The organism is Oceanobacillus zhaokaii (assembly GCF_003352005.1).
In the GTDB taxonomy this organism is placed as follows: Bacteria; Bacillota; Bacilli; order Bacillales; family Amphibacillaceae; genus Oceanobacillus; species Oceanobacillus zhaokaii.
Window position 1 is genome coordinate 792900 of the sequence record NZ_CP024848.1, and the last position, 19966, is coordinate 812865.

The following is a 19966-nucleotide window of genomic DNA, read 5'->3' on the forward strand; positions in this document are numbered from 1 at the left end:
ATATGATTGCAGTAGTTAAATATTATGAAGCGAAAAAGGGGGCAATTTGAAATGAAGTTATTTCGTATACTAAGTTTACTTTTTCTTGCATTATTAGCTTTTGGAATTCTAGCAGCATGTAGTGATAGCAATGATACGTCAGGGGAGAAAGAAACTTCGAGCAGTACAGAAGAAGCAGACGGGTCAGAAGAAGTATCTGCAGAACCAGGTGAGACAATCAAAATTGGTGTTCTTGCATCATTAACTGGTGCGCTTGAATCTTATGGGGATCAGACGAAAAAAGGGTTTGAGTTAGGGATTGAATACGCTACAGATGGAACGATGGAAGTTGCTGGGAAGAAAATTGAATATATTTTTAAAGATACAGAAACAGATCCAACGGTAGCTAGACAAGCGGCAATCAGCTTGCTTGAGGATGAAGAAGTTGATTTTCTTGTTGGTTCATCAAGTTCAGGTGATACGTTAGCTGTCACTCCACTTGCGGAGGAGTATGAGAAGATTATGGTCGTTGAACCAGCGGCAGCAGATAGTATTACAGGATCAGAATACAATGATTATGTTTTCCGAACTGCAAGAAACTCTTCACAGGATGCATTTGCAGCAGCAGCGGCAGTAGCTGGTGAAGGGGTAAAAATAGCAACACTTGCACCAGATTATTCATTTGGACATGATGGTGCGAAGGCATTCATTAGTGCAGCAGAATCATTAGGTGCTGAACTTGTGCATGAAGAATATGCAGACCAAGCTGCAACAGATTTTACAGCAAATATCCAGAAGATTATTGAAGCAAAACCGGATTATCTTTATGTAGTATGGGCTGGAGCAAATACTCCTTGGAATCAAATTGTTGATATGAAAGTGGAAGATCACGGGATAAAAGTGACAACTGGGGTAGCAGATATTGCAACACTGCCAACAATGACTGCGTTAGCAGGAATGGAAGGGTTTACATTGTATTATCATACACTTCCAGATAATGAAGTGAATGACTGGTTGGTAGAGCAGCATAAAAGTAAATATGATGGTGCAGTTCCAGATCTATTCACTGCTGGTGGGATGAGTGCCGCACTTGCTATTGTTGAAGCACTTAAACAAACAGACGGTGACACAAATACAGATACATTAATGGAAACAATGGAGGGAATGAGCTTTGAAACGCCGAAAGGAACGATGACATTCCGTGAAGAGGACCATCAGGCGCTTCAAGAAATGTATTCCGTGACCTTGGAAGAAAGCGATGAATTTGACTATCCAGTTCCGGTATTAAAACGTGCTCTAACGCCAGAAGAAACGGCACCGCCAATTATGAATCAATAAGAGAATTCGGATAATACTCATGGCAGATAGGAGAGTATAACGCTTTCCTATCTGCAAAAATGTGGGCTGCTTTATCACATGAGGGATGGGTGGAAAGGAAAGCCATTAGTAAATGTGCAAGTTTGTTCATTTGTAAAGTTGAAAGGAGGAAGAATGTGGAAGCGATATTAGAAACGAAAGACTTATCGATTGCCTTTGGCGGACATGTTGCAGTAAATGCTGTATCTGTAAAAATAACTGAGAAAAAATTTACCTCCATTATTGGACCGAATGGAGCAGGAAAGACTACTTTTTTTAATCTGCTTAGCGGGCAGTTAGCTCCGACAAATGGAACGATTTATTTTAAGGGAAGAGATATTACGAAACTGTCTACTACTAATCGGACCCGCTTAGGAATTGGAAGATCCTTTCAAATTACGAATGTATTCCCCAATCTAACCGTGCATGAAAATGTTCGCTTAGCGGTGCAATCGCAAGCGAATGTTCGTTATCAAATGCTTGCTCACTTTAACCATTATAAGCAATTTAAAGAAAAAGCAAATGAATTATTGAAAATTGTTTTTCTCGATGACAAGGCAGACTCACTTGCAGTTAATCTAGCACATGGAGAAAAGCGGAAATTAGAGATTGCAATGCTATTAGCTTTAGAGACAGAGATTTTATTGCTCGATGAGCCGACAGCAGGTATGTCATTGGAGGAAGTTCCAGCGATCATTGATGTCATTAAGAAAATTAAGGATCAGGGGGATCGGACGATTGTGCTGATCGAGCACAAGATGGACATGATTTTGGGAATGTCTGATGAGGTGCTTGTGTTATATCATGGCGAATTAATTGCGCGTGGTACGCCTGAAGAAATAATCGAAAATGAAACCGTTCAATCAGCGTATTTGGGAGGGGAGTATGATGAGCAGCTTACTTAGATTAAATCAAGTAGAGGCATTTATCCAGAAGTTTCATATTTTACATGATATCTCATTCGAAGTTCCTAAGGGAGATGTTACTGTATTGCTTGGGAGAAACGGTGCAGGGAAAACGACAACATTAAGAACGATTATGGGACTAAACAGGGTGTCGAAAGGAACAATCACCTTTCAAGGTGAAGAGATTAGTAATTTGCTGACACATCGAATTGCGAACAAAGGAATTGGCTTCGTGCCAGAGGAACAAGGGATTTTCGGTGAGTTAACAGTAGGCGAAAATATGAGAGTTGCCATGAAGAAAGAGGATGAGGAGACTACGAAAAGAATGGAATGGGTGCTCGATCTTTTTCCAGATTTAAAAAAGTTTTGGAAAAAGCCTGGTGGCGCACTTAGTGGTGGTCAAAAACAAATGCTGGCAATTGCCCGGGCGTATGTTAATGAAAATGAACTACTCCTCATTGATGAGCCAAGTAAGGGCCTCGCACCAATTATTGTTGATAAAGTAACCGAGTCTATTGAACAAATGAAAGAGCAAACAACAATTCTATTAGTCGAACAGAACTTTTTAATGGCAAGTAAGATTGGAAAACAATTTTACATTATTGATGACGGCAAGACGGTTCATAGTGGGCAAATGGATGAACTAAAAGAAGATAAGGTCTTAATGAAAAAATATCTCGGTATTTCCTAGGGGGGAAGTCACATGGATTTAATTAGTACGTTAGTTATTAATGGGCTCGCGACAGGCATGTTAATTTTCCTCCTTGCAGCTGGATTAACACTAATCTTTGGTCTAATGAGTGTACTGAACTTTGCCCATGGAGGATTATTTATCTGGGGTGCCTATACCGGTGTGTGGAGCTATCAGTTAAGCGGCAGCTTTATTGTTGGGATTATTGTTGCGATTGTAACTGGACTATTACTCGGACTTATTACGGAAAGGTTAATCATTCGACCGGTATACGGCAATCATATTCAACAAATCTTAATCACTTTAGGCTTCATGCTCGTGCTGCAGGAATTTATTAAAGTTGTATTTGGACCAAATCAAATAGCAGTCTCTCCCCCAGCATTTCTACAAGGGAGTTTTTATGTTGGTGACGTCATCTTTATTAAATATCGCTTGTTCATTATCATTTTGGGCTTACTCGTTTACTTTGTTTCGATGTTCATATTAAAACGAACTCGGATCGGATTGATTGTTCGTGCAGGTGTAATGAATAAAGAAATGGTCCAATCGCTTGGGATTAATATCCGCCTTGTTTTCATGCTGGTTTTCATGGTTGGTTCCGCTATGGCCGCCCTTAGTGGGATGCTTCATGCACCATATTCTGGTGTGATCTATGCGGAAATGGGGCTGGAATTTTCAATTTTAGCCTTTATAGTAGTAGTAATCGGCGGTATGGGGAGCTTTTCTGGATCATTATTTGCAGCTATCTTAGTAGGTATAGCGCAAGCATTCATGGCATATTATGTCCCAGCACTTTCACTTGCAGTCAATATGCTATTAATGACAGTTGTACTCATCTTTAGACCACAGGGCCTGTTTAAGGCAAAGGGGTGAAAAATATGAACCTGGCAAAAGTTGAAAAAAGTACATGGATCTATCTTATCTTCAGTTTGTTGTTAGTAATTGTTCCGTTTATCGTAACAGGCAGAAGTATGCAATTTATCATCATTCAGTTTTTCATTTTTGCGATTTTCGCAATGAGTTATGACATTTTATTAGGTTATACGGGAATTATTTCCTTCGGGCATGTCATGTTCTTTGGGATTGGAGCCTATTCCACTGCAATTGTAATGAACCAGTTTGATTCGACGGTTCTATCGTTTATTTTGGCGATTATTATCGCCATCGTCTTGGCCGCAATTGTAAGCTTAATTGTTGGGGTGTTGACACTAAGATTAAAAAGTCATTTCTATGCGATGCTCACCTTAGCACTTGCGGGTTTATTCTTGGTTGGAGCCGAGAAGTGGCGATCTTTAACTGGTGGTAATGATGGATTTACCTTCAAGCTGCCAGAAATACTCCGTGATTCACAGAATTTCTACATGCTTTGCCTTCTGTCGCTCGTGCTGATTTTCTTTGGACTTAGGCGCTTGACGAAATCCCCGTTTGGACGGGTGTTAATGGCGATACGAGAGAATGAAAAACGAACGGAATCATTGGGCTATAAGATTGTTCATTATAAGGTAATTGCTAGTGTTGTTGCAGGGGTGGTTGCTAGTTTTGCTGGAGTACTCTATTCGATTTCCCTTCGTTTTGTAAATACGAGCGTTTTTGCTACCGATATGACGATTGACGTACTTTTAATGACCATTATCGGTGGAGTTGGAACTTTAATTGGACCAATCATTGGTGCAGGATTAGTAGAATTCGCCCATCATTGGTTATCTAGTTTGGCAGATGTTCACTGGATCTTCGAGCGTTGGATTATTTTATATGGGATTGTCTATATTCTCGTCGTTATCTTTTTCCCACTCGGTATTGTTGGTACAATCCAAAAGAAGTTCTTCAACAGACAGAACTTCCAAAAGAAAAAGCAACAAAATCACCGTGGAAAACTAGAGGAAGGCAGGGATAAGGATGAAATCTATCGGAATGGTTAGTACAGGAATTTATCTGCCTGAAAAACGGATGTCTTCCAATGAATTGGCTTTGGCTGCGGGTCTTCCCTTGCATGTGGTCGAAGAAAAAATGGGAATAAAGGAGAAAACATTGCCAGATGAAAAGGATCATACGGCATTAATGGGGATTCATGCTGCAAAAAAAGCCATTGATAAAGCAGGAATTGATCCGAAAGAAATTGACCTCGTGATTTATATTGGTGAAGAACATAAGGAGTACCCGCTTTGGACTGCGGGAATTAAATTACAATACGAAATTGGTGCGGAGAATTCTTGGGCTTTTGATACGGCTCTGCGCTGTGGCACGACTATTATGGCTTTGAAACTTGCAAAAGATATGATGACAGCCGACGATGAAATCAATACAGTGCTGCTAGCTGGTGGTTATCGCAATGTTGATTTTATCAATTATCAAAATCCTAAAACGCGTTTCATGTTCAATCTTGGAGCCGGTGGAGGAGCAATTATTCTACAAAAGGGATATGGGCAAAATCAGCTGCTCGGAACGCATCTGATGACAGATGGATCTTTTTCTGAAGATGTTGTCATTCCAACAGGTGGTACGAAAAGTCCAATTACAAAGGATACGTTGGCAGCTGGACTCTATCAGCTAGATGTAATAGATCCACAAGGAATGAAGCAAAGATTAGAAGAAAAATCGATGAGAAATTTTATTATTTGTATTGAAAAGGCATTAGCGAAAAGCGGCTATTCGAAAAAGGATATTGACTATGTTGCTCTGCTACATATGAAGCGTTCTGCACATCATTACGTTTTGGACCAGCTAGGCGTTGCCCATGATAAATCAATCTATTTAGAAGATTATGGTCATATTGGGCAAATTGATCAAATTCTTTCGCTTGAATTAGCAGAGCAACAAGGGAAATTGCAGGATGGTGCGATCGTTGTACTCGTTTCTGCTGGAATCGGCTATGCATGGGGAGCGAATGTGATTAGGTGGGGGAAAAATAAGGAGGCTATGTAAAATGGCAATTGTTGAATTGAAGAAAATCTTACTAACAAATGGAGAAGAGCTTGCCTATCGTGAACGAGAAGGGGGCGAGGATGTTGTTCTCTTAGTTCATGGCAATATGACATCGTCTGTTCACTGGGATGTTGTAATTGAAAATCTTGCACCAGAATACAAAGTATATGCAATTGATTTACGCGGTTTTGGGGGGTCAAGCTATAGAAGACCAATTTTAGCGATTAAGGATTTTGCAAAAGACTTGCAGCTATTTGTTGATGCACTTCATTTACAAGATTTTGCATTAGTTGGCTGGTCACTTGGCGGAACCGTCTGTCAGCAATTTTGTGCAGATTACCCAGGATATTGCAATCGTTTGTTTTTACTTGCATCTGGTTCTTCTAGGGGATATGGATGTTATCCATTAGGGGAAGACGGCTTGCCTGACGTGGCGAATCGATATCAGACGTTTGAGGCGGTTAAAGAAGATGATAAGACGAAGATTGTTCAAACTGCTTATGATACATTAAATTATGACTTTTTAAGGCAAATGTGGGATATGGTTATTTACGTTGATAATAAACCAGCTCCAGAAAAATACCAAACCTATTTGGAAGACATGACAACACAGCGAAATCTAGCAGAATGCTATCACGCGTTAAATATTTTTAATTTGAGTGCCGTTCACAATGGCCTGGTTGATGGCGAGGATAAAATTAAAGATATTCAAATACCAGTACTGATAGCCTGGGGAGAAAACGATATGGTCGTGACAAGGCAAATGACAGAAGAATTAATTGCCGACTTTGGGGATAGAGCAATCCATCATGAATTAAAGGGATGCGGTCATTCACCACAGATTGATGACCTTGACCAACTATTAGGTGTGATGGAGAGATTCCTTAGTAAACAGGAAGTTCGTTAGATAGGAATGACGAGGGCAAAACTTTCGTTTAAGGATTTGCTTAGTCTATGCTAACAGAAGTGGAAAATTGATAAAAGGGGACTTAGAGATGAAACGATTGCAAGATAAAGTAGCAATTATAACAGGTGCAGCAAATGGGATAGGGCTTGAGGCAGCAAGTACATTTGCCAGAGAAGGTGCAATGGTTGTTATTGCTGATTTCAACGAGGAAAAAGGATTGGCTAGTGAAAAAGAGCTTTTAGCAAAAGATCTTACATGTCATTTTATCCAAGTAAATGTCGCAGAGCGAGCCAGTGTCGATCAATTGGTAGATCGTGTCGTTCGTGGATACGGAAAAATTGATATTTTAGTAAATAATGCAGGAATAACACGTGATGCAATGCTTTCAAAAATGACTGAATTGCAATTCAAGCAAGTGATTGACGTGAACTTAACTGGTGTATTTCATTGCACACAGGCAGTCCTCCCAACCATGATAGCACAAGGGAAAGGGAAAATAATTAGCACATCATCCGTTTCTGGTGTGTATGGAAATGTTGGGCAAACGAATTACGCCGCGGCAAAAGCAGCTATTATTGGTATGACAAAAACATGGGCAAAAGAGCTTGCGAGAAAAGGAATTAATGTAAATGCAGTTGTACCAGGCTTCACAGAAACTAGCATGGTTGAAGCAGTTCCAGATAAAGTAATTGAAAAAATGAAGGAACAAATACCAATGCAGCGTCTGGGAAGACCGGAAGACATCGCGAATGCTTATTTATTCTTAGCATCTGCCGAATCAGATTATGTAAATGGTCATGCATTACATGTTGATGGTGGAATTATGATGTAAGTGAAATGGACTGTTATTTAACATTAAATTATTATAGAGTCGTTTAAAATTGGTATATTAATACAACAGCTAAAGAAGCAGGAAGGTTAATTATTTGTTAAGGTACCGACATGTTTGAAGTCTAAGAAAATACTTATATACTCCAGATATATCAAATATCCTGCTTGTTTTTAAAAGTTTGGATATTTTTTTTGATTAATGAAATACATTTACTGATAGGTTCCATCACTATTAGCAATTTCACACGGGTAAGAAAATATTATATAATTTAATTGTAAACGCTTACAATATTTAGCTCTTTGCAAAAGATTTAAATCTGCATAGTTTGAACAGCCAATTTATAAACATATACTCTCCCATCAGTCAAAATAATTATGTGTATAAATATTAACAAATGATTCATTTTGTGGTTTGTTTATTACTATAAAAAGAAAGTGGGATGGGCATATGCATAGTAGTAATGTAAATGTTAAACAAGTTATTGCTTTTAGCGGGGCTTTTATAGCATTTTTAATCGGCTCAGGTTTTGCAACGGGGCAGGAAATTATGCAGTACTTTGTAGCATATGGATATAAGGGTATTGCCGGAGCAATCGTAGTTTTCCTCCTCTTTATGTATGTTGGAACTAGCTTCATAGTAACAGGGTATAAGCATAGATTTCCGAAACCTAATGACATTTACACTTATTATTGCGGAAAGGCGATAGGGAAATTTTTTGATTACTTTTCCATACTGTTTATTTATATGTCCTTTATTGTCATGATTGGAGGAGCGGGAGCCACTGTAAGACAGCAATTTGATATCCCTGCTTCAATCGGTGGTATAGGTTTAGCCATACTCGCAGGGATTACGGTAATATTAGGGCTAAACAGAATTGTTGATGTAATCGGTAAAATTGGGCCGGTAATATGTATTATGGCAATAATATTGGGAATTTCAGCTATAATTATGAATCCTTCAGGTTTAAGTACAGCTAGTCAGATTATACCTGATTTAGATTTGTTAAGCGCATCGAGTAATTGGCTATTTGCAGCTGGTTCTTATGTAGGGTTTTGTATGTTATGGTTAGCTGCATTTTTGTCTACGATGGGAGCAACAGCAGTAAACCATAAAACAGCATCTCTTGGTGCAATTATTGGAGCGTTTGGTTTTTCATTAGGTATTATCGTGATAGCTTTAGGGCTTATGGCGAATATTCAGCAAGTCGAAGGATCTTTAGTGCCTTCATTAATTTTAGCAGGTAATATACATCCTAGTATAGCAGTAATATTTTCGTTGACCGTAATGGCAGCAATATTCTCTACAGCTGTACCACTGCTTTGGACAGTATCATCCAAAATTGCTGATGAAAAGAGTAGTAGGTTTAAGCATGTTACGATAATACTTGCAATTATAGGAACAGTAGTTGGATTATATATTCCATTTGATAGACTTGTAAATATTGTTTATGTAGTTAACGGGTATGTAGGGATACTCTTATTAGTTTTAATGATTATTAAAACTATAAAAAATGTTATCGAGAATAATAAGGATAAAAATGATGACGGCAACCTACTTGAAACGAAAAGTAACGTTAAGTGAGTGATTCCTTGAATATACATGTTGAACTAATTTTGATTGTTGTTCTTGTGCTTGATTAATTTTGAATATAAAGAGCGTGTTTTGATCCATCCAACACGCTCATTTTTTATTGTCCATTTATCAAGTTTACTAGTAATAAATTGATTAAAACTTAATTCCAGGATACAATGGCGCGCTGTAATTTCTCTGCTCTGATTCTGTTTCTAAGCATACTATTTCCTCTCTCAATCACATGTAACCACCCTGTAACTCTTCCAATCTATACTTTTAATACATGATTATTATTGGGTTTAAGGAGGAGAGGTTACATGCACTATAATATCAATTGGTTTGAGAACCGAGTGAAGCTAACACCAAATGCAATCGCGGTTATCGATTCAGATACAAATGAGTCATGGACATATGAACAACTGCAGCATCGGGTAACTAAAATGGGGAATTATTTCCAAATGCATGATGTGCAAAAAGGGGATCGAGTCGCGGTCCTTGCCCCGAACCATATTAGCTATTTTGATTTCTTTTTTGCTGCAATGAAGATTGGCGCTATCTTTGTCCCGTTAAATTGGAGATTATCTGAAGAAGAACTAAAATATTTAATTCAAGATGCTGAACCGAAGATAATCGGAGTTGCCCCATCATTTATGGAAAAAATAAACAACCTATCTACCAATGCTAGTTTAATTAACATAAGTCACAATCAATATATAAATCATTTACAAGTGAAGCAAATTTCAGTAAATACCATTCTAAATGAAGAAGATCCACTAGTGATGATATATACAGGTGGAACGACTGGGAAACCAAAAGGGGTTATTTTATCTCATCGGTCGATATTATGGAATGCCTTAAATACCATTATAAGCTGGGAGTTAAGCAGTGATGATATAACGATTACCTGCCTGCCAATGTCTCATACTGGAGGATTAAATGTTTACACCCTACCGCTCTTGCTTGTAGGTGGAACGGTTGTTATTGCTTCTGAATTTCATGCGGAAAAGGCTACCCGAGATCTCGTGAAATATAAATGTACGGTCGTATTATTTGTTCCTACAATGTACCACATGATGATTCAAACGAATGCATTTAAACAATCAACTTTTCCTGACATGAAAGTGTTCGTCTCAGGTGGGGCGCCTTGCCCGCTTAAAATCTATAAGGAATTTGCCAAGAAAGGATTAAAATTTAAAGAAGGGTATGGTTTAACAGAGGCGGGGCCAAATAATTTCTATATTGATCCTAGCGACGTAGGCACTAAGTTAGGATCGGTCGGGAAACCAATGTTATTTAATGATATTCAAATAATTAATGAGAACGGAAAAGAAGTGAGAACGAATGAGGTCGGAGAATTATTAATTCGTGGAAACCATGCTTTTGAGTATTATTGGAACAAACATGAAGAGACGAAAAAAACGATAGCAAATGGCTGGATTCATACTGGGGATCTTGCTAGGAAAGATCAAGATGGCTATGTATATATTGTTGGCAGAAAGAAGGATATGATTATAACTGGTGGGGAGAATGTTTATCCGTTAGAAATAGAACAGTGGCTCGAAGCCCATTCTAATATTGATGAAGCGGCTGTTACTGGTTTGCCAGACGAAAAATGGGGAGAGGTTGTTACTGCATTTGTAGTTTTAAAGGATCCAATGACAGAAGCAGAGCTGGAAGCCTATTGTAACCAAAAGTTAACTCGGTATAAGGTACCAAAGAAATTTTTCATTATTGCGGAACTGCCAAAGACACCTATTGGGAAAATAAATAAAATTGAATTGCAGAAAATGAAGGTATAACAAGGCTCGTTCAATACATTCGTTGCAAAAATTAGGGCAGCCAACCAAAGGTGGTTTAACCAAAAACCGAACGTTAAACAAGATTAATAATAAATCGTTCGATTTTTATTGACAGTGCTACATTGAATTTGTTATGCTATGCATGACAAAAGAATACGGAAAACACCTCATATATTTACTAAGGATATGGCTTAGAAGTCTCTACCTAGCACCGTAAATGCTAGACTATGGGGAAGATGAGTCATTGTGTAGTACAATGATCTGTTTTAGCAATGAAGTTTATTCATCTTCTCATATGAGGAAGAGGAATGAACTTTTTTCTTTTTACCGGGGGCATTCAGCATTCAACTGCACCGTAGGATTACTGCAGTAAAAGTTATCTAAAATTTTCAATAACAGAAAGAGGGATTTCATGGCACAGGTTGGCGTAATAATGGGAAGTATCTCGGACTGGGACACGATGCAGCATACTTGTGATGTACTAGAGGAATTAAACATTGCTTATGAAAAAGATGTCATTTCCGCACATCGCACACCGGATGAAATGTTTGCATATGCGAAATCTGCTCGAGATCGTGGCTTAAAGGTTATTATTGCGGGAGCGGGTGGTGCTGCACATTTACCTGGAATGGTTGCATCGCAATCAACACTGCCAGTAGTTGGCGTGCCAGTACAATCAAAGGCTTTGAATGGATTGGATTCTTTATTATCAATTGTGCAAATGCCTGGTGGTGTACCGACTGCGACAGTTGCGATTGGCAAGGCGGGGGCTACCAATGCTGGAATACTAGCAGCGCAAATGATTGGTGCTTTTGATGAATCTGTTGCAGAAAAACTAGTAAACTACCGGAAAACAATGCAGGAAAAAGTGACAGAAATGAGGGACGAACTTGCTGGAAAATAATGTGATACTTCCACCACAAACGATTGGTATCATTGGCGGTGGACAGCTTGGCAGAATGATGGCAATTGCCGCTAGATATATGGGATATAAGATTGCAGTGCTAGATCCAACACAAAATTGTCCGACTGCCCAGGTTGCAGATAAGCAAATTGTTGCGGCGTACGATGATATGAATGCAATTAAAGAATTAACGGCAATCAGTGATGTTGTGACATATGAATTTGAAAATGTTGATTTAGAAGCTGCGAGATTTATAGAAGCAGAGGGTAAATTACCACAAGGATCATTAGCACTAGAGATTACACAGAACAGGGAAAAAGAAAAACAGTTAATGAAAGATGCAGGGTTGCCAATTCCGTCATTTCGGGTTGTAAAGAGCGGAGAAGAATGTAAAACAGCATTAGAGAACATTAATTTCCCTGCAGTAATCAAGACCTGTCGTGGCGGTTACGATGGGAAAGGCCAAATAAAACTGAATTCAAAAGATGATATACCGCAAGCAGTCGATTTTGCAGAGAAAAACAAGCACTGCATTATCGAACAATGGATAAAATTTGATCAAGAGATTTCCGTCATATTTACAAGAACAGCAGCAAGTCAAATTGAATTTTTCCCAATTGCGGAAAATGAACATCGTGATCATATTTTATATAAAACGACGGTGCCGGCAAACATTAGCGAGACAATTGGCACACAAGCATATGAAGCAGCAACGATCCTGGCAGATAAGATGAATATTGTTGGAACGTTCGCAATTGAAATGTTTGTTAAGGATAATGAGATTTATTTGAATGAAATGGCACCGCGTCCGCATAATTCAGGTCATTACACGATTGAGGCATGCAACGTTTCACAATTTACACAGCATATCCGAGCAATCTGTGGGCTACAGCTGCCAGCAATTGAGCTGCTTCAGCCTTCCGTCATGATTAATATTTTAGGTGACGCGATGGAAGCAGTCCTAAATACAATGCCCGAAGTGAAAGAAGGTTTCATTCATCTTTATGGAAAAGACGAAGCGAAAACGAAGCGAAAGATGGGGCATGTCACGTTTATTGGCAATACAAAAGAAGTATTAGATACGAAAGTACAGCAATTCGAAGCAAGCCTATCGTAATTAAAAATTTCATGAAAATAATCATTCAATTTTTGGAGGGAACCATAGATGTCACAACATAAAATTAATCCAGAGCAAATTGAAAACGAGAAGATTTATAGAGAAATGGGATTGACAGACCAAGAATATGAGATGGCAAAGGATGCATTAAAACGCCAACCGAACTATACGGAAACAGGAATATTCTCCGTTATGTGGTCTGAGCATTGCAGCTATAAAACCTCGAAACCATTACTTAGGAAGTTCCCTACTAAAGGTGAGCATGTATTGCAAGGACCTGGTGAAGGTGCTGGTGTTGTCGATATCGGTGATAATCAAGCAGTTGTTTTCAAAATTGAAAGTCATAATAGTCCATCTGCAGTAGAACCATTTGAAGGTGCTGCAACAGGTGTTGGCGGAATCGTTCGTGACGTATTCTCCATGGGCGCGAAGCCGATTGCTGCACTGAATTCATTACGTTTTGGCAATTTAGATAATGACCATACAAAAATGTTATTCTCAGAGGTTGTTCGCGGGATTGCTAGTTATGGAAATGTAATCGAAGTTCCGACGGTTGGTGGTGAAGTTCAGTTCGATGCACAATATGAAGAAAATCCACTTGTAAATGCAATGATTGTTGGACTTGTTAATCATGATGACGTGCAAAAAGGAATTGCTGCAGGTGTTGGAAACACGGTTATCTATGCTGGTGGAGATACAGGAAAAGATGGTATTCACGGGGCAACTTTTTCTTCTGATGTTGTCGATGGCGGACAGGAGGAAAACTCCTCTGCAGTAGCAATTGGTGATCCACATATCGGTAAGAAGTTAATTGCAGCGTGTTTAGATGTTATTCATTCTGATGCATTAGTAGGAATTCAAGACATGGGAGCTGCTGGATTAACATCATCTGCAAGTGAAATGGCAGCGAAAGCGGGAACAGGAATTGAAATGGATCTTGACCTTGTGCCACAGCGCGAAGCAGGAATGAATGCATATGAAATCATGCTTTCCGAATCACAGGAGCGGATGTTGCTTGTCGTTAAAAAAGGGCAAGAACAGGAAATCTTAGATATTTTTGCGAAGCATGATGTCGATGCAGCGGTTGTGGGTGAAGTAATCGAGGAAAAGGCATTCCGTATTAAACAGCATGGTGAGCTAGTAGTAGACATCCCTGTAACTGCATTAACGGACGATGCGCCTGTATACCATATGCCATCACAAGAAGCTGCATATTACAAGGAGTTCCAAGCAATTGAGAATATCGTGCCACAAGTGGACGACCATCAAGTAATGCTTCACAATTTATTACAGCAGCCAACGATTGCAAATAAGGAATGGGCATACAAGCAATATGATTCTGAAGCGCAAGGAAATACGATTGCAGGACCAGGATCTGATGCAGCAATTGTGGGAATTGAAGGTACAGATAAAGCAATTGCTATGACGACGGATTGTAATTCACGTTACATTTACTTAGACCCTGAGGTTGGTGGGAAGATTGCAGTTGCTGAAGCGGCTCGTAATTTAGTCTGCTCTGGTGCAAAGCCATTAGCGATTACTGATGGCTTGAACTATGGAAATCCAACAAATCCAGAAGTGTTTTGGCAAATGGAGAAGAGCATCGACGGTATCAGTGAAGCTTGTTTAGCATTAGAAACACCTGTTATTAGTGGAAATGTTTCCCTATATAATCAATCAAAAGGTGAAGCAATCTTACCTACGCCAATCATCGGCATGGTCGGACTAGTTGAAAATACAGAACATGTAACAGCGAACCATTTCCAACAAGATGGTGATCTTGTTTACTTAATTGGTGAGACGCTTCCTGAATTTGGTGGAAGTGAATTGCAAAATGTTGTTGAAGGAAACTATGCTGGAAAAGCTCCAGTAATCGATCTGCAAGTTGAAGCGAATCGTCAACAACTGCTAAGCAATGCAATTAAGCAGGGAATCGTACAGTCTGCCCATGATCTATCTGAAGGTGGATTAGCGGTAGCACTAGCTGAGAGTACATTTAAAGACCAAAATCTAGGTGTTCAAGTAAACCTTACAGGTGATGCTACTGTTGCTCTATTTAGTGAATCACAATCCAGATTTTTAGTAACGATTAAAGAAGAGAATAAAGCACAATTTGAAAGCTTAATTAGTGATGCAAATCAAATTGGTGTTGTTACTGGCGATGGAAACTTAACAGTTAATGTAAACGAGAAAACAGTTATTGAGGATAACGTAGAGAATCTTTATAAATTATGGAATGAAGCGATTCCGAATTTAGTAGCGGCAATTAACTAAGCAGGCTATTAGTACAATCGCTCCAAGGTCTTGAAAGGTCCTGGGAGCGATTGGCCTGTAAATCTGGGGAAAAAGAGGAATGCATTATGTTTGGAATTTGGGGGCATGAAAAGGCAGCCGAGCTAACGTACTATGGATTACATTCCCTCCAGCATCGTGGACAAGAGGGAGCTGGAATCGTTGTTAGTAATGGGGAGAAATTAGAACTTCATAAGGATACAGGATTAGTCAATGATGTTTTCTCGCGTGCGAATTTCCCTGAACTCTTAGGAAATGCTGCAATTGGTCATGTCCGTTATTCCACCAATGGGACAAAGGGAATTGATAATGTCCAACCATTATTATTCCGGTCGCAAACGGGAAGTATGGCTTTAGCATTAGATGGGAACATCATGAACGGACAAAAGCTCCGAGGAGAGCTTGAAGACGAGGGCAGTATCCTGCAAACCTCATCAGATACGGAACTGCTTGCACATTTAATTAGAAGGAATGGGCATGAAGTCAATGAGGAAACAATTGCAAGAGCATTACAGCAATTTGTCGGTGCCTATGCATATTTGATTATTAAGGAAGATAAAATGTATGCAGCCCTTGATTCCTCTGGGATTCGTGCACTGTCGATTGGCAGATTAGGAGATTCCTATGTTGTAGCATCAGAAACCTGTGCATTTGACCAAATCGGTGCAACGTTCGAAAGAGAAGTTATGCCAGGGGAACTCGTTACGATTAGTGATGAGGGAATAAAATCCACAAGATTTTCCATTCGCGAGCCACGGAAAATGTGTGCGATGGAGTATGTCTATTTATCCCGGCCAGATAGCGACGTAAATTATGTGAATGTTCATGCATCACGGAAGCGCATGGGCAAGGAGTTAGCCAAGGAAGCTCCAGCAGATGCAGACATCGTAATCGGTGTACCGGATTCCAGTATCTCAGCTGCAATTGGTTATGCAGAACAAAGTGGCCTACCTTATGAAATGGGGATAATTAAAAATCGATATGTCGGTCGGACATTCATCCAACCATCACAGGAGTTACGTGAACAAGGGGTACGAATGAAGCTAGCACCTGTTCGTGGAATTGTCGAAGGTAAGCGAATCATTATGATCGATGATTCAATCGTACGAGGAACGACAAGTAAACGAATTGTTCAGATGCTGAAGGATGCAGGGGCAAAAGAGGTGCATGTTCGCATTGCCTCTCCGGCGATACAGCATCCATGCCATTACGGGATTGACATGTCAACTCGAGAAGAATTGATTGCAGCAAATAATACGGAAGATGAAATAGCAGAAATTATTGGTGCAGATAGTCTCGCATATTTATCTGATACAGGTCTTGAAGAGGCTATTGTGAAAGATAAAACGATTAATCAAGGTGTTTGTATGGCGTGTATGACAGGGAAATATCCTGTTACGGAAGAAAAGAAATTAGATAGTAAATTTACAACGTATTAAGGTGAGGGGAAATTTTGGATGACTGTGCTCCACCCACAAACCCACCCAATTAAACCACAATAGCAATATCAATAGAAGAGGATGTGTCATCGTATCATGTCAGATGTATATAAGAATGCCGGGGTAGATGTAGAAAAGGGTTATGAAGCTGTTGAACGGATGAAGAAGCATATTGCAAAAACGACTCGCCCAGAAGTATTAGGCGGTATTGGTTCATTTGCTGGTCTGTTTGATTTAACAAACTTAAATTTTAAAGAACCTGTAATGGTTTCTGGTACAGATGGCGTGGGAACAAAACTGAAGCTTGCTTTTCAATTAGATAAGCATGATTCAGTTGGTATCGATTTAGTTGCAATGTGTGCGAATGATATTGTTGCCCAAGGTGCCCAGCCACTATTTTTCCTCGACTATATTGCTTGTGGAAAGAATGAGCCGGCGCAAATTGAACAAATCGTTGCAGGTGTTGCCGCTGGATGTGTTGATGCAGGTGCAGCATTAGTTGGCGGAGAAACTGCAGAAATGCCAGGGATGTATCAGGATGATGAATATGATCTCGCAGGATTTGTTGTTGGAATTGCAGAAAAATCAAAGCTGATTACAGGGGAATCGATTCAAGCAGGTGATGTCATAATTGGTCTATCATCAAGTGGTATTCATTCGAATGGCTATTCGCTCGTACGGAAAATTACCGATCAACTTGATTTGAGTAAAACCTATGAAGGATTATCACAGCCACTTGGCGAGACATTACTCACACCAACGAAAATTTATGCGAAGCCTATAGCGGCAGTACTAGAAAAGACAGAAATAAAAGGAATTTCACATATTACTGGTGGAGGTTTTTATGAAAACTTCCCACGTATGATGCCTGCGGGATTAGGGGTAGAGATTGAAGAAGATAGCTGGGATATTCCGGGAATTTTCCAGTTCTTACAAGAAAAGGGATCCATACCAGAGAAAGAAATGTACGGCGTATTTAATATGGGGATTGGTATGGCACTAGTTGTGACAGAAGATGATGTTGATAGCACAATCGCTATCCTTGAAGAAAAAGGGGAAACAGCAACCGTAATTGGAAAGGTAGTCGCGAATGAAGGGGTGCATTTCACATCATGAGCAAGCTAAAAGCAGCGGTATTTGCATCTGGTGCAGGGAGCAATTTCCAGGCAATAATAGAAGCGAGAGATTTAGCTTGTGAAATTGTTCTGCTGATCTGTGACAAGCAAAATGCCGGTGTGATTGAAATAGCGAAGAAGCATCAGATTTCGACTTTCGTTTTTAATGCAAAAGAATTTGCATCAAAACAAGCATATGAAGAGAAAATCATATCCGAACTAAGAAAAAAAGAAGTGTCGTGGATTTTCCTTGCGGGCTATATGCGAATTGTTGGTTCGACATTATTACAAGCATTTCCAGGGAAAATCGTAAACATTCATCCGTCATTATTGCCGAATTTTCCTGGAAAGGATGCAATTGCGCAAGCGTATCAAGCGGGGGTCAATAAAACAGGTGTAACGGTACATTATATTGATGAAGGAATTGATACGGGTCCAATTATTGCCCAGGAATCAGTAGCTGTTTTCAGTAAAGATACAGAAGAGGCATTGAAAAAGAAAATTCAAGAAGTAGAACATCAACTATATCCAAGCGTAATTAATCAACTTTTACAAACGAAGTGAGGGCTAAAAATAATGAAGAAACGTGCGTTAATTAGTGTTTCCAATAAGGATAATTTGCAAGAATTTGCTATAGGGCTTGATAAGTTAGGCTATGAGATTATCTCAACAGGTGGCGGTACATTCCAAACGATTAAAGATGCTGGAATCGAACCAATCTTAGTAGAAGATATTACAGGATTCCCGGAAATTATGGATGGTCGAGTGAAAACCTTACATCCCCTTGTCCATGGAGGAATTTTAGCTAAACGTGCAAATGAAGAGCATATCAAGCAAATGGAAGAAAATAATATCGAACCAATTGATATTATTGTCGTTAACCTCTATCCGTTTAAAGAAACGCTGGAAAAAGCAGGTGTATCGAAGGAAGAAATCATTGAGAATATAGATATTGGTGGACCGACGATGCTTCGAGCAGCAGCGAAAAACTTTGAGGATATGATTGTTGTCGTTGATCCAACTGATTATGCCAGCGTCCTGGAAGGGTTACGTGAAGAAACCTTTGATTTTGAAAAACGTAAACAGCTTGCAGGAAAGGTATTCCGTCATACAGCATACTATGATGCCATGATTGCACAGTATTTCATGACTGAAACGAATGAGGAATTCCCGGAAACCTATACCGTTACATATGAAAAGGTACAAGATTTACGCTATGGAGAAAACCCGCATCAGCAAGCAGCATTTTATAAAAATCCAATCGTTAAAACGATGAGTTTAGCAACAGCGAAACAGCTACATGGTAAGGAATTATCGTATAACAACATTCAGGATGCAAATGCAGCCGTAGAAATTTTATTGGAATACGACAACCCAGCTGCAGTTGCAGTTAAGCATATGAACCCATGTGGAATCGGTGTTGCAGAAACAATCAATCAGGCCTTTCAAAAAGCATACGAAGCGGACTCTATGTCAATCTTCGGTGGAATTGTTGCCCTGAATCGTGAGGTTGATGCAGCAACAGCTGAGAAGCTAAGTGAAATTTTCTTAGAAATCGTGATTGCACCAAGCTTTGCAGATGAAGCATTTGCGATTCTTTCAAAGAAGAAAAATATCCGTTTACTTGAATTGGAAATGAACGAAGAAAAGGCAGCGAATCATAAGCTTACAACTGTTGATGGTGGTGTATTGATTCAAAGTCGTGATAATGGAAAAGTAGCGGCAGCTGATTTAAAGGTTGCGACGAAACGGGAACCAACTGAACAAGAAATAGCAGATTTATTGTTCGCATGGAAAGCAGTGAAGCATGTGAAGTCTAATGCAATTGTGCTTGCTAAGGATAACCAAACAATTGGTGTTGGTGCAGGGCAAATGAATCGTGTCGGCTCAGCAATGATTGCGATTGAACAAGCAGGCGATAAGGCAAAAGGATCTGTCATGGCATCTGATGCATACTTCCCAATGCCGGATACAGTGGAAAATGCAATCAAAGCTGGTGTAACAGCAATTATCCAACCAGGTGGATCGATTCGCGATCAGGACTCAATCGATGTTTGTAATGAACATGGGATTACAATGGTTTATACAGGAATGCGTCATTTCAAACATTAGAAAACTGGGGCTTGTCCCTAGTTT

The 19966-nt window shown here is 39.5% G+C and carries 17 protein-coding genes and 1 riboswitch; all 17 genes read left to right on the forward strand.

Annotation, left to right across the window (positions count from 1 at the left end):
* The first annotated feature begins 51 nt into the window (after positions 1 to 51).
* The 17 genes from CUC15_RS04025 to purH all read left to right on the forward strand — a co-directional run bounded on the left by CUC15_RS04025 (position 52) and on the right by purH (position 19942).
* Positions 52 to 1317, forward strand: coding sequence for a substrate-binding domain-containing protein (locus tag CUC15_RS04025; protein WP_114915474.1), 1266 nt, complete (start codon positions 52 to 54; stop codon positions 1315 to 1317).
* 155 nt (positions 1318 to 1472) lie between these two features.
* A complete protein-coding gene (locus tag CUC15_RS04030) occupies positions 1473 to 2240 on the forward strand; it encodes an ABC transporter ATP-binding protein (protein WP_114915475.1) in 768 nt (255 codons plus the stop codon).
* Entirely contained in the window at positions 2224 to 2931 is a 708-nt protein-coding gene (locus CUC15_RS04035; RefSeq protein WP_114915476.1) for an ABC transporter ATP-binding protein, read from the forward strand. The genes CUC15_RS04030 and CUC15_RS04035 overlap by 17 nt, the downstream gene beginning before the upstream one ends.
* A 12-nt stretch (positions 2932 to 2943) precedes the next feature.
* A complete protein-coding gene (locus CUC15_RS04040) occupies positions 2944 to 3804 on the forward strand; it encodes a branched-chain amino acid ABC transporter permease (RefSeq protein ID WP_114915477.1) in 861 nt (286 codons plus the stop codon).
* A 5-nt stretch (positions 3805 to 3809) separates the two neighbouring features.
* Entirely contained in the window at positions 3810 to 4850 is a 1041-nt protein-coding gene (locus CUC15_RS04045) for a branched-chain amino acid ABC transporter permease (protein WP_114915478.1), read from the forward strand.
* Positions 4828 to 5853 carry a 3-oxoacyl-ACP synthase gene (locus CUC15_RS04050; RefSeq protein ID WP_114915479.1) on the forward strand — a complete coding sequence of 342 codons (1026 nt, stop codon included), beginning with the start codon at positions 4828 to 4830 and terminating at the stop codon, positions 5851 to 5853. Before CUC15_RS04045 ends, CUC15_RS04050 begins: the two co-directional genes overlap by 23 nt.
* Position 5854: 1 nt before the next feature.
* Entirely contained in the window at positions 5855 to 6760 is a 906-nt protein-coding gene (gene phaZ / locus CUC15_RS04055) for an intracellular short-chain-length polyhydroxyalkanoate depolymerase (RefSeq protein ID WP_114915480.1), read from the forward strand.
* 88 nt (positions 6761 to 6848) lie between these two features.
* Positions 6849 to 7592 carry a 3-oxoacyl-ACP reductase FabG gene (fabG, locus tag CUC15_RS04060; protein ID WP_114915481.1) on the forward strand — a complete coding sequence of 248 codons (744 nt, stop codon included), beginning with the start codon at positions 6849 to 6851 and terminating at the stop codon, positions 7590 to 7592.
* Positions 7593 to 8039: 447 nt separating this feature from the next.
* The gene (locus CUC15_RS04065; protein WP_205317652.1) at positions 8040 to 9173 is read left to right on the forward strand and encodes a YkvI family membrane protein; all 1134 of its coding nucleotides are present in this window, start codon (positions 8040 to 8042) and stop codon (positions 9171 to 9173) included.
* Positions 9174 to 9481: 308 nt separating this feature from the next.
* Positions 9482 to 10963, forward strand: coding sequence for an acyl-CoA synthetase (locus CUC15_RS04070; RefSeq protein WP_114915482.1), 1482 nt, complete (start codon positions 9482 to 9484; stop codon positions 10961 to 10963).
* A gap of 147 nt (positions 10964 to 11110) precedes the next feature.
* A riboswitch (purine riboswitch) is annotated at positions 11111 to 11211 on the forward strand.
* A gap of 164 nt (positions 11212 to 11375) precedes the next feature.
* Positions 11376 to 11867, forward strand: coding sequence for a 5-(carboxyamino)imidazole ribonucleotide mutase (gene purE, locus CUC15_RS04075; RefSeq protein ID WP_114915483.1), 492 nt, complete (start codon positions 11376 to 11378; stop codon positions 11865 to 11867).
* A complete protein-coding gene (purK, locus tag CUC15_RS04080; protein WP_114915484.1) occupies positions 11854 to 12984 on the forward strand; it encodes a 5-(carboxyamino)imidazole ribonucleotide synthase in 1131 nt (376 codons plus the stop codon). The genes purE and purK overlap by 14 nt, the downstream gene beginning before the upstream one ends.
* Positions 12985 to 13032: 48 nt before the next feature.
* Positions 13033 to 15258 carry a phosphoribosylformylglycinamidine synthase subunit PurL gene (gene purL / locus CUC15_RS04085; protein ID WP_114915485.1) on the forward strand — a complete coding sequence of 742 codons (2226 nt, stop codon included), beginning with the start codon at positions 13033 to 13035 and terminating at the stop codon, positions 15256 to 15258.
* 86 nt (positions 15259 to 15344) lie between these two features.
* Positions 15345 to 16715, forward strand: coding sequence for an amidophosphoribosyltransferase (gene purF, locus CUC15_RS04090; RefSeq protein ID WP_242985941.1), 1371 nt, complete (start codon positions 15345 to 15347; stop codon positions 16713 to 16715).
* Positions 16716 to 16811: 96 nt separating this feature from the next.
* Positions 16812 to 17831, forward strand: a complete 1020-nt coding sequence (gene purM, locus CUC15_RS04095) for a phosphoribosylformylglycinamidine cyclo-ligase (protein WP_114915487.1) — start codon at positions 16812 to 16814, stop codon at positions 17829 to 17831.
* The gene (purN, locus tag CUC15_RS04100) at positions 17828 to 18394 is read left to right on the forward strand and encodes a phosphoribosylglycinamide formyltransferase (protein WP_114915488.1); all 567 of its coding nucleotides are present in this window, start codon (positions 17828 to 17830) and stop codon (positions 18392 to 18394) included. Before purM ends, purN begins: the two co-directional genes overlap by 4 nt.
* Before the next feature lie 12 nt (positions 18395 to 18406).
* Positions 18407 to 19942 carry a bifunctional phosphoribosylaminoimidazolecarboxamide formyltransferase/IMP cyclohydrolase gene (purH, locus tag CUC15_RS04105; protein ID WP_114915489.1) on the forward strand — a complete coding sequence of 512 codons (1536 nt, stop codon included), beginning with the start codon at positions 18407 to 18409 and terminating at the stop codon, positions 19940 to 19942.
* Positions 19943 to 19966 lie beyond the last annotated feature (24 nt).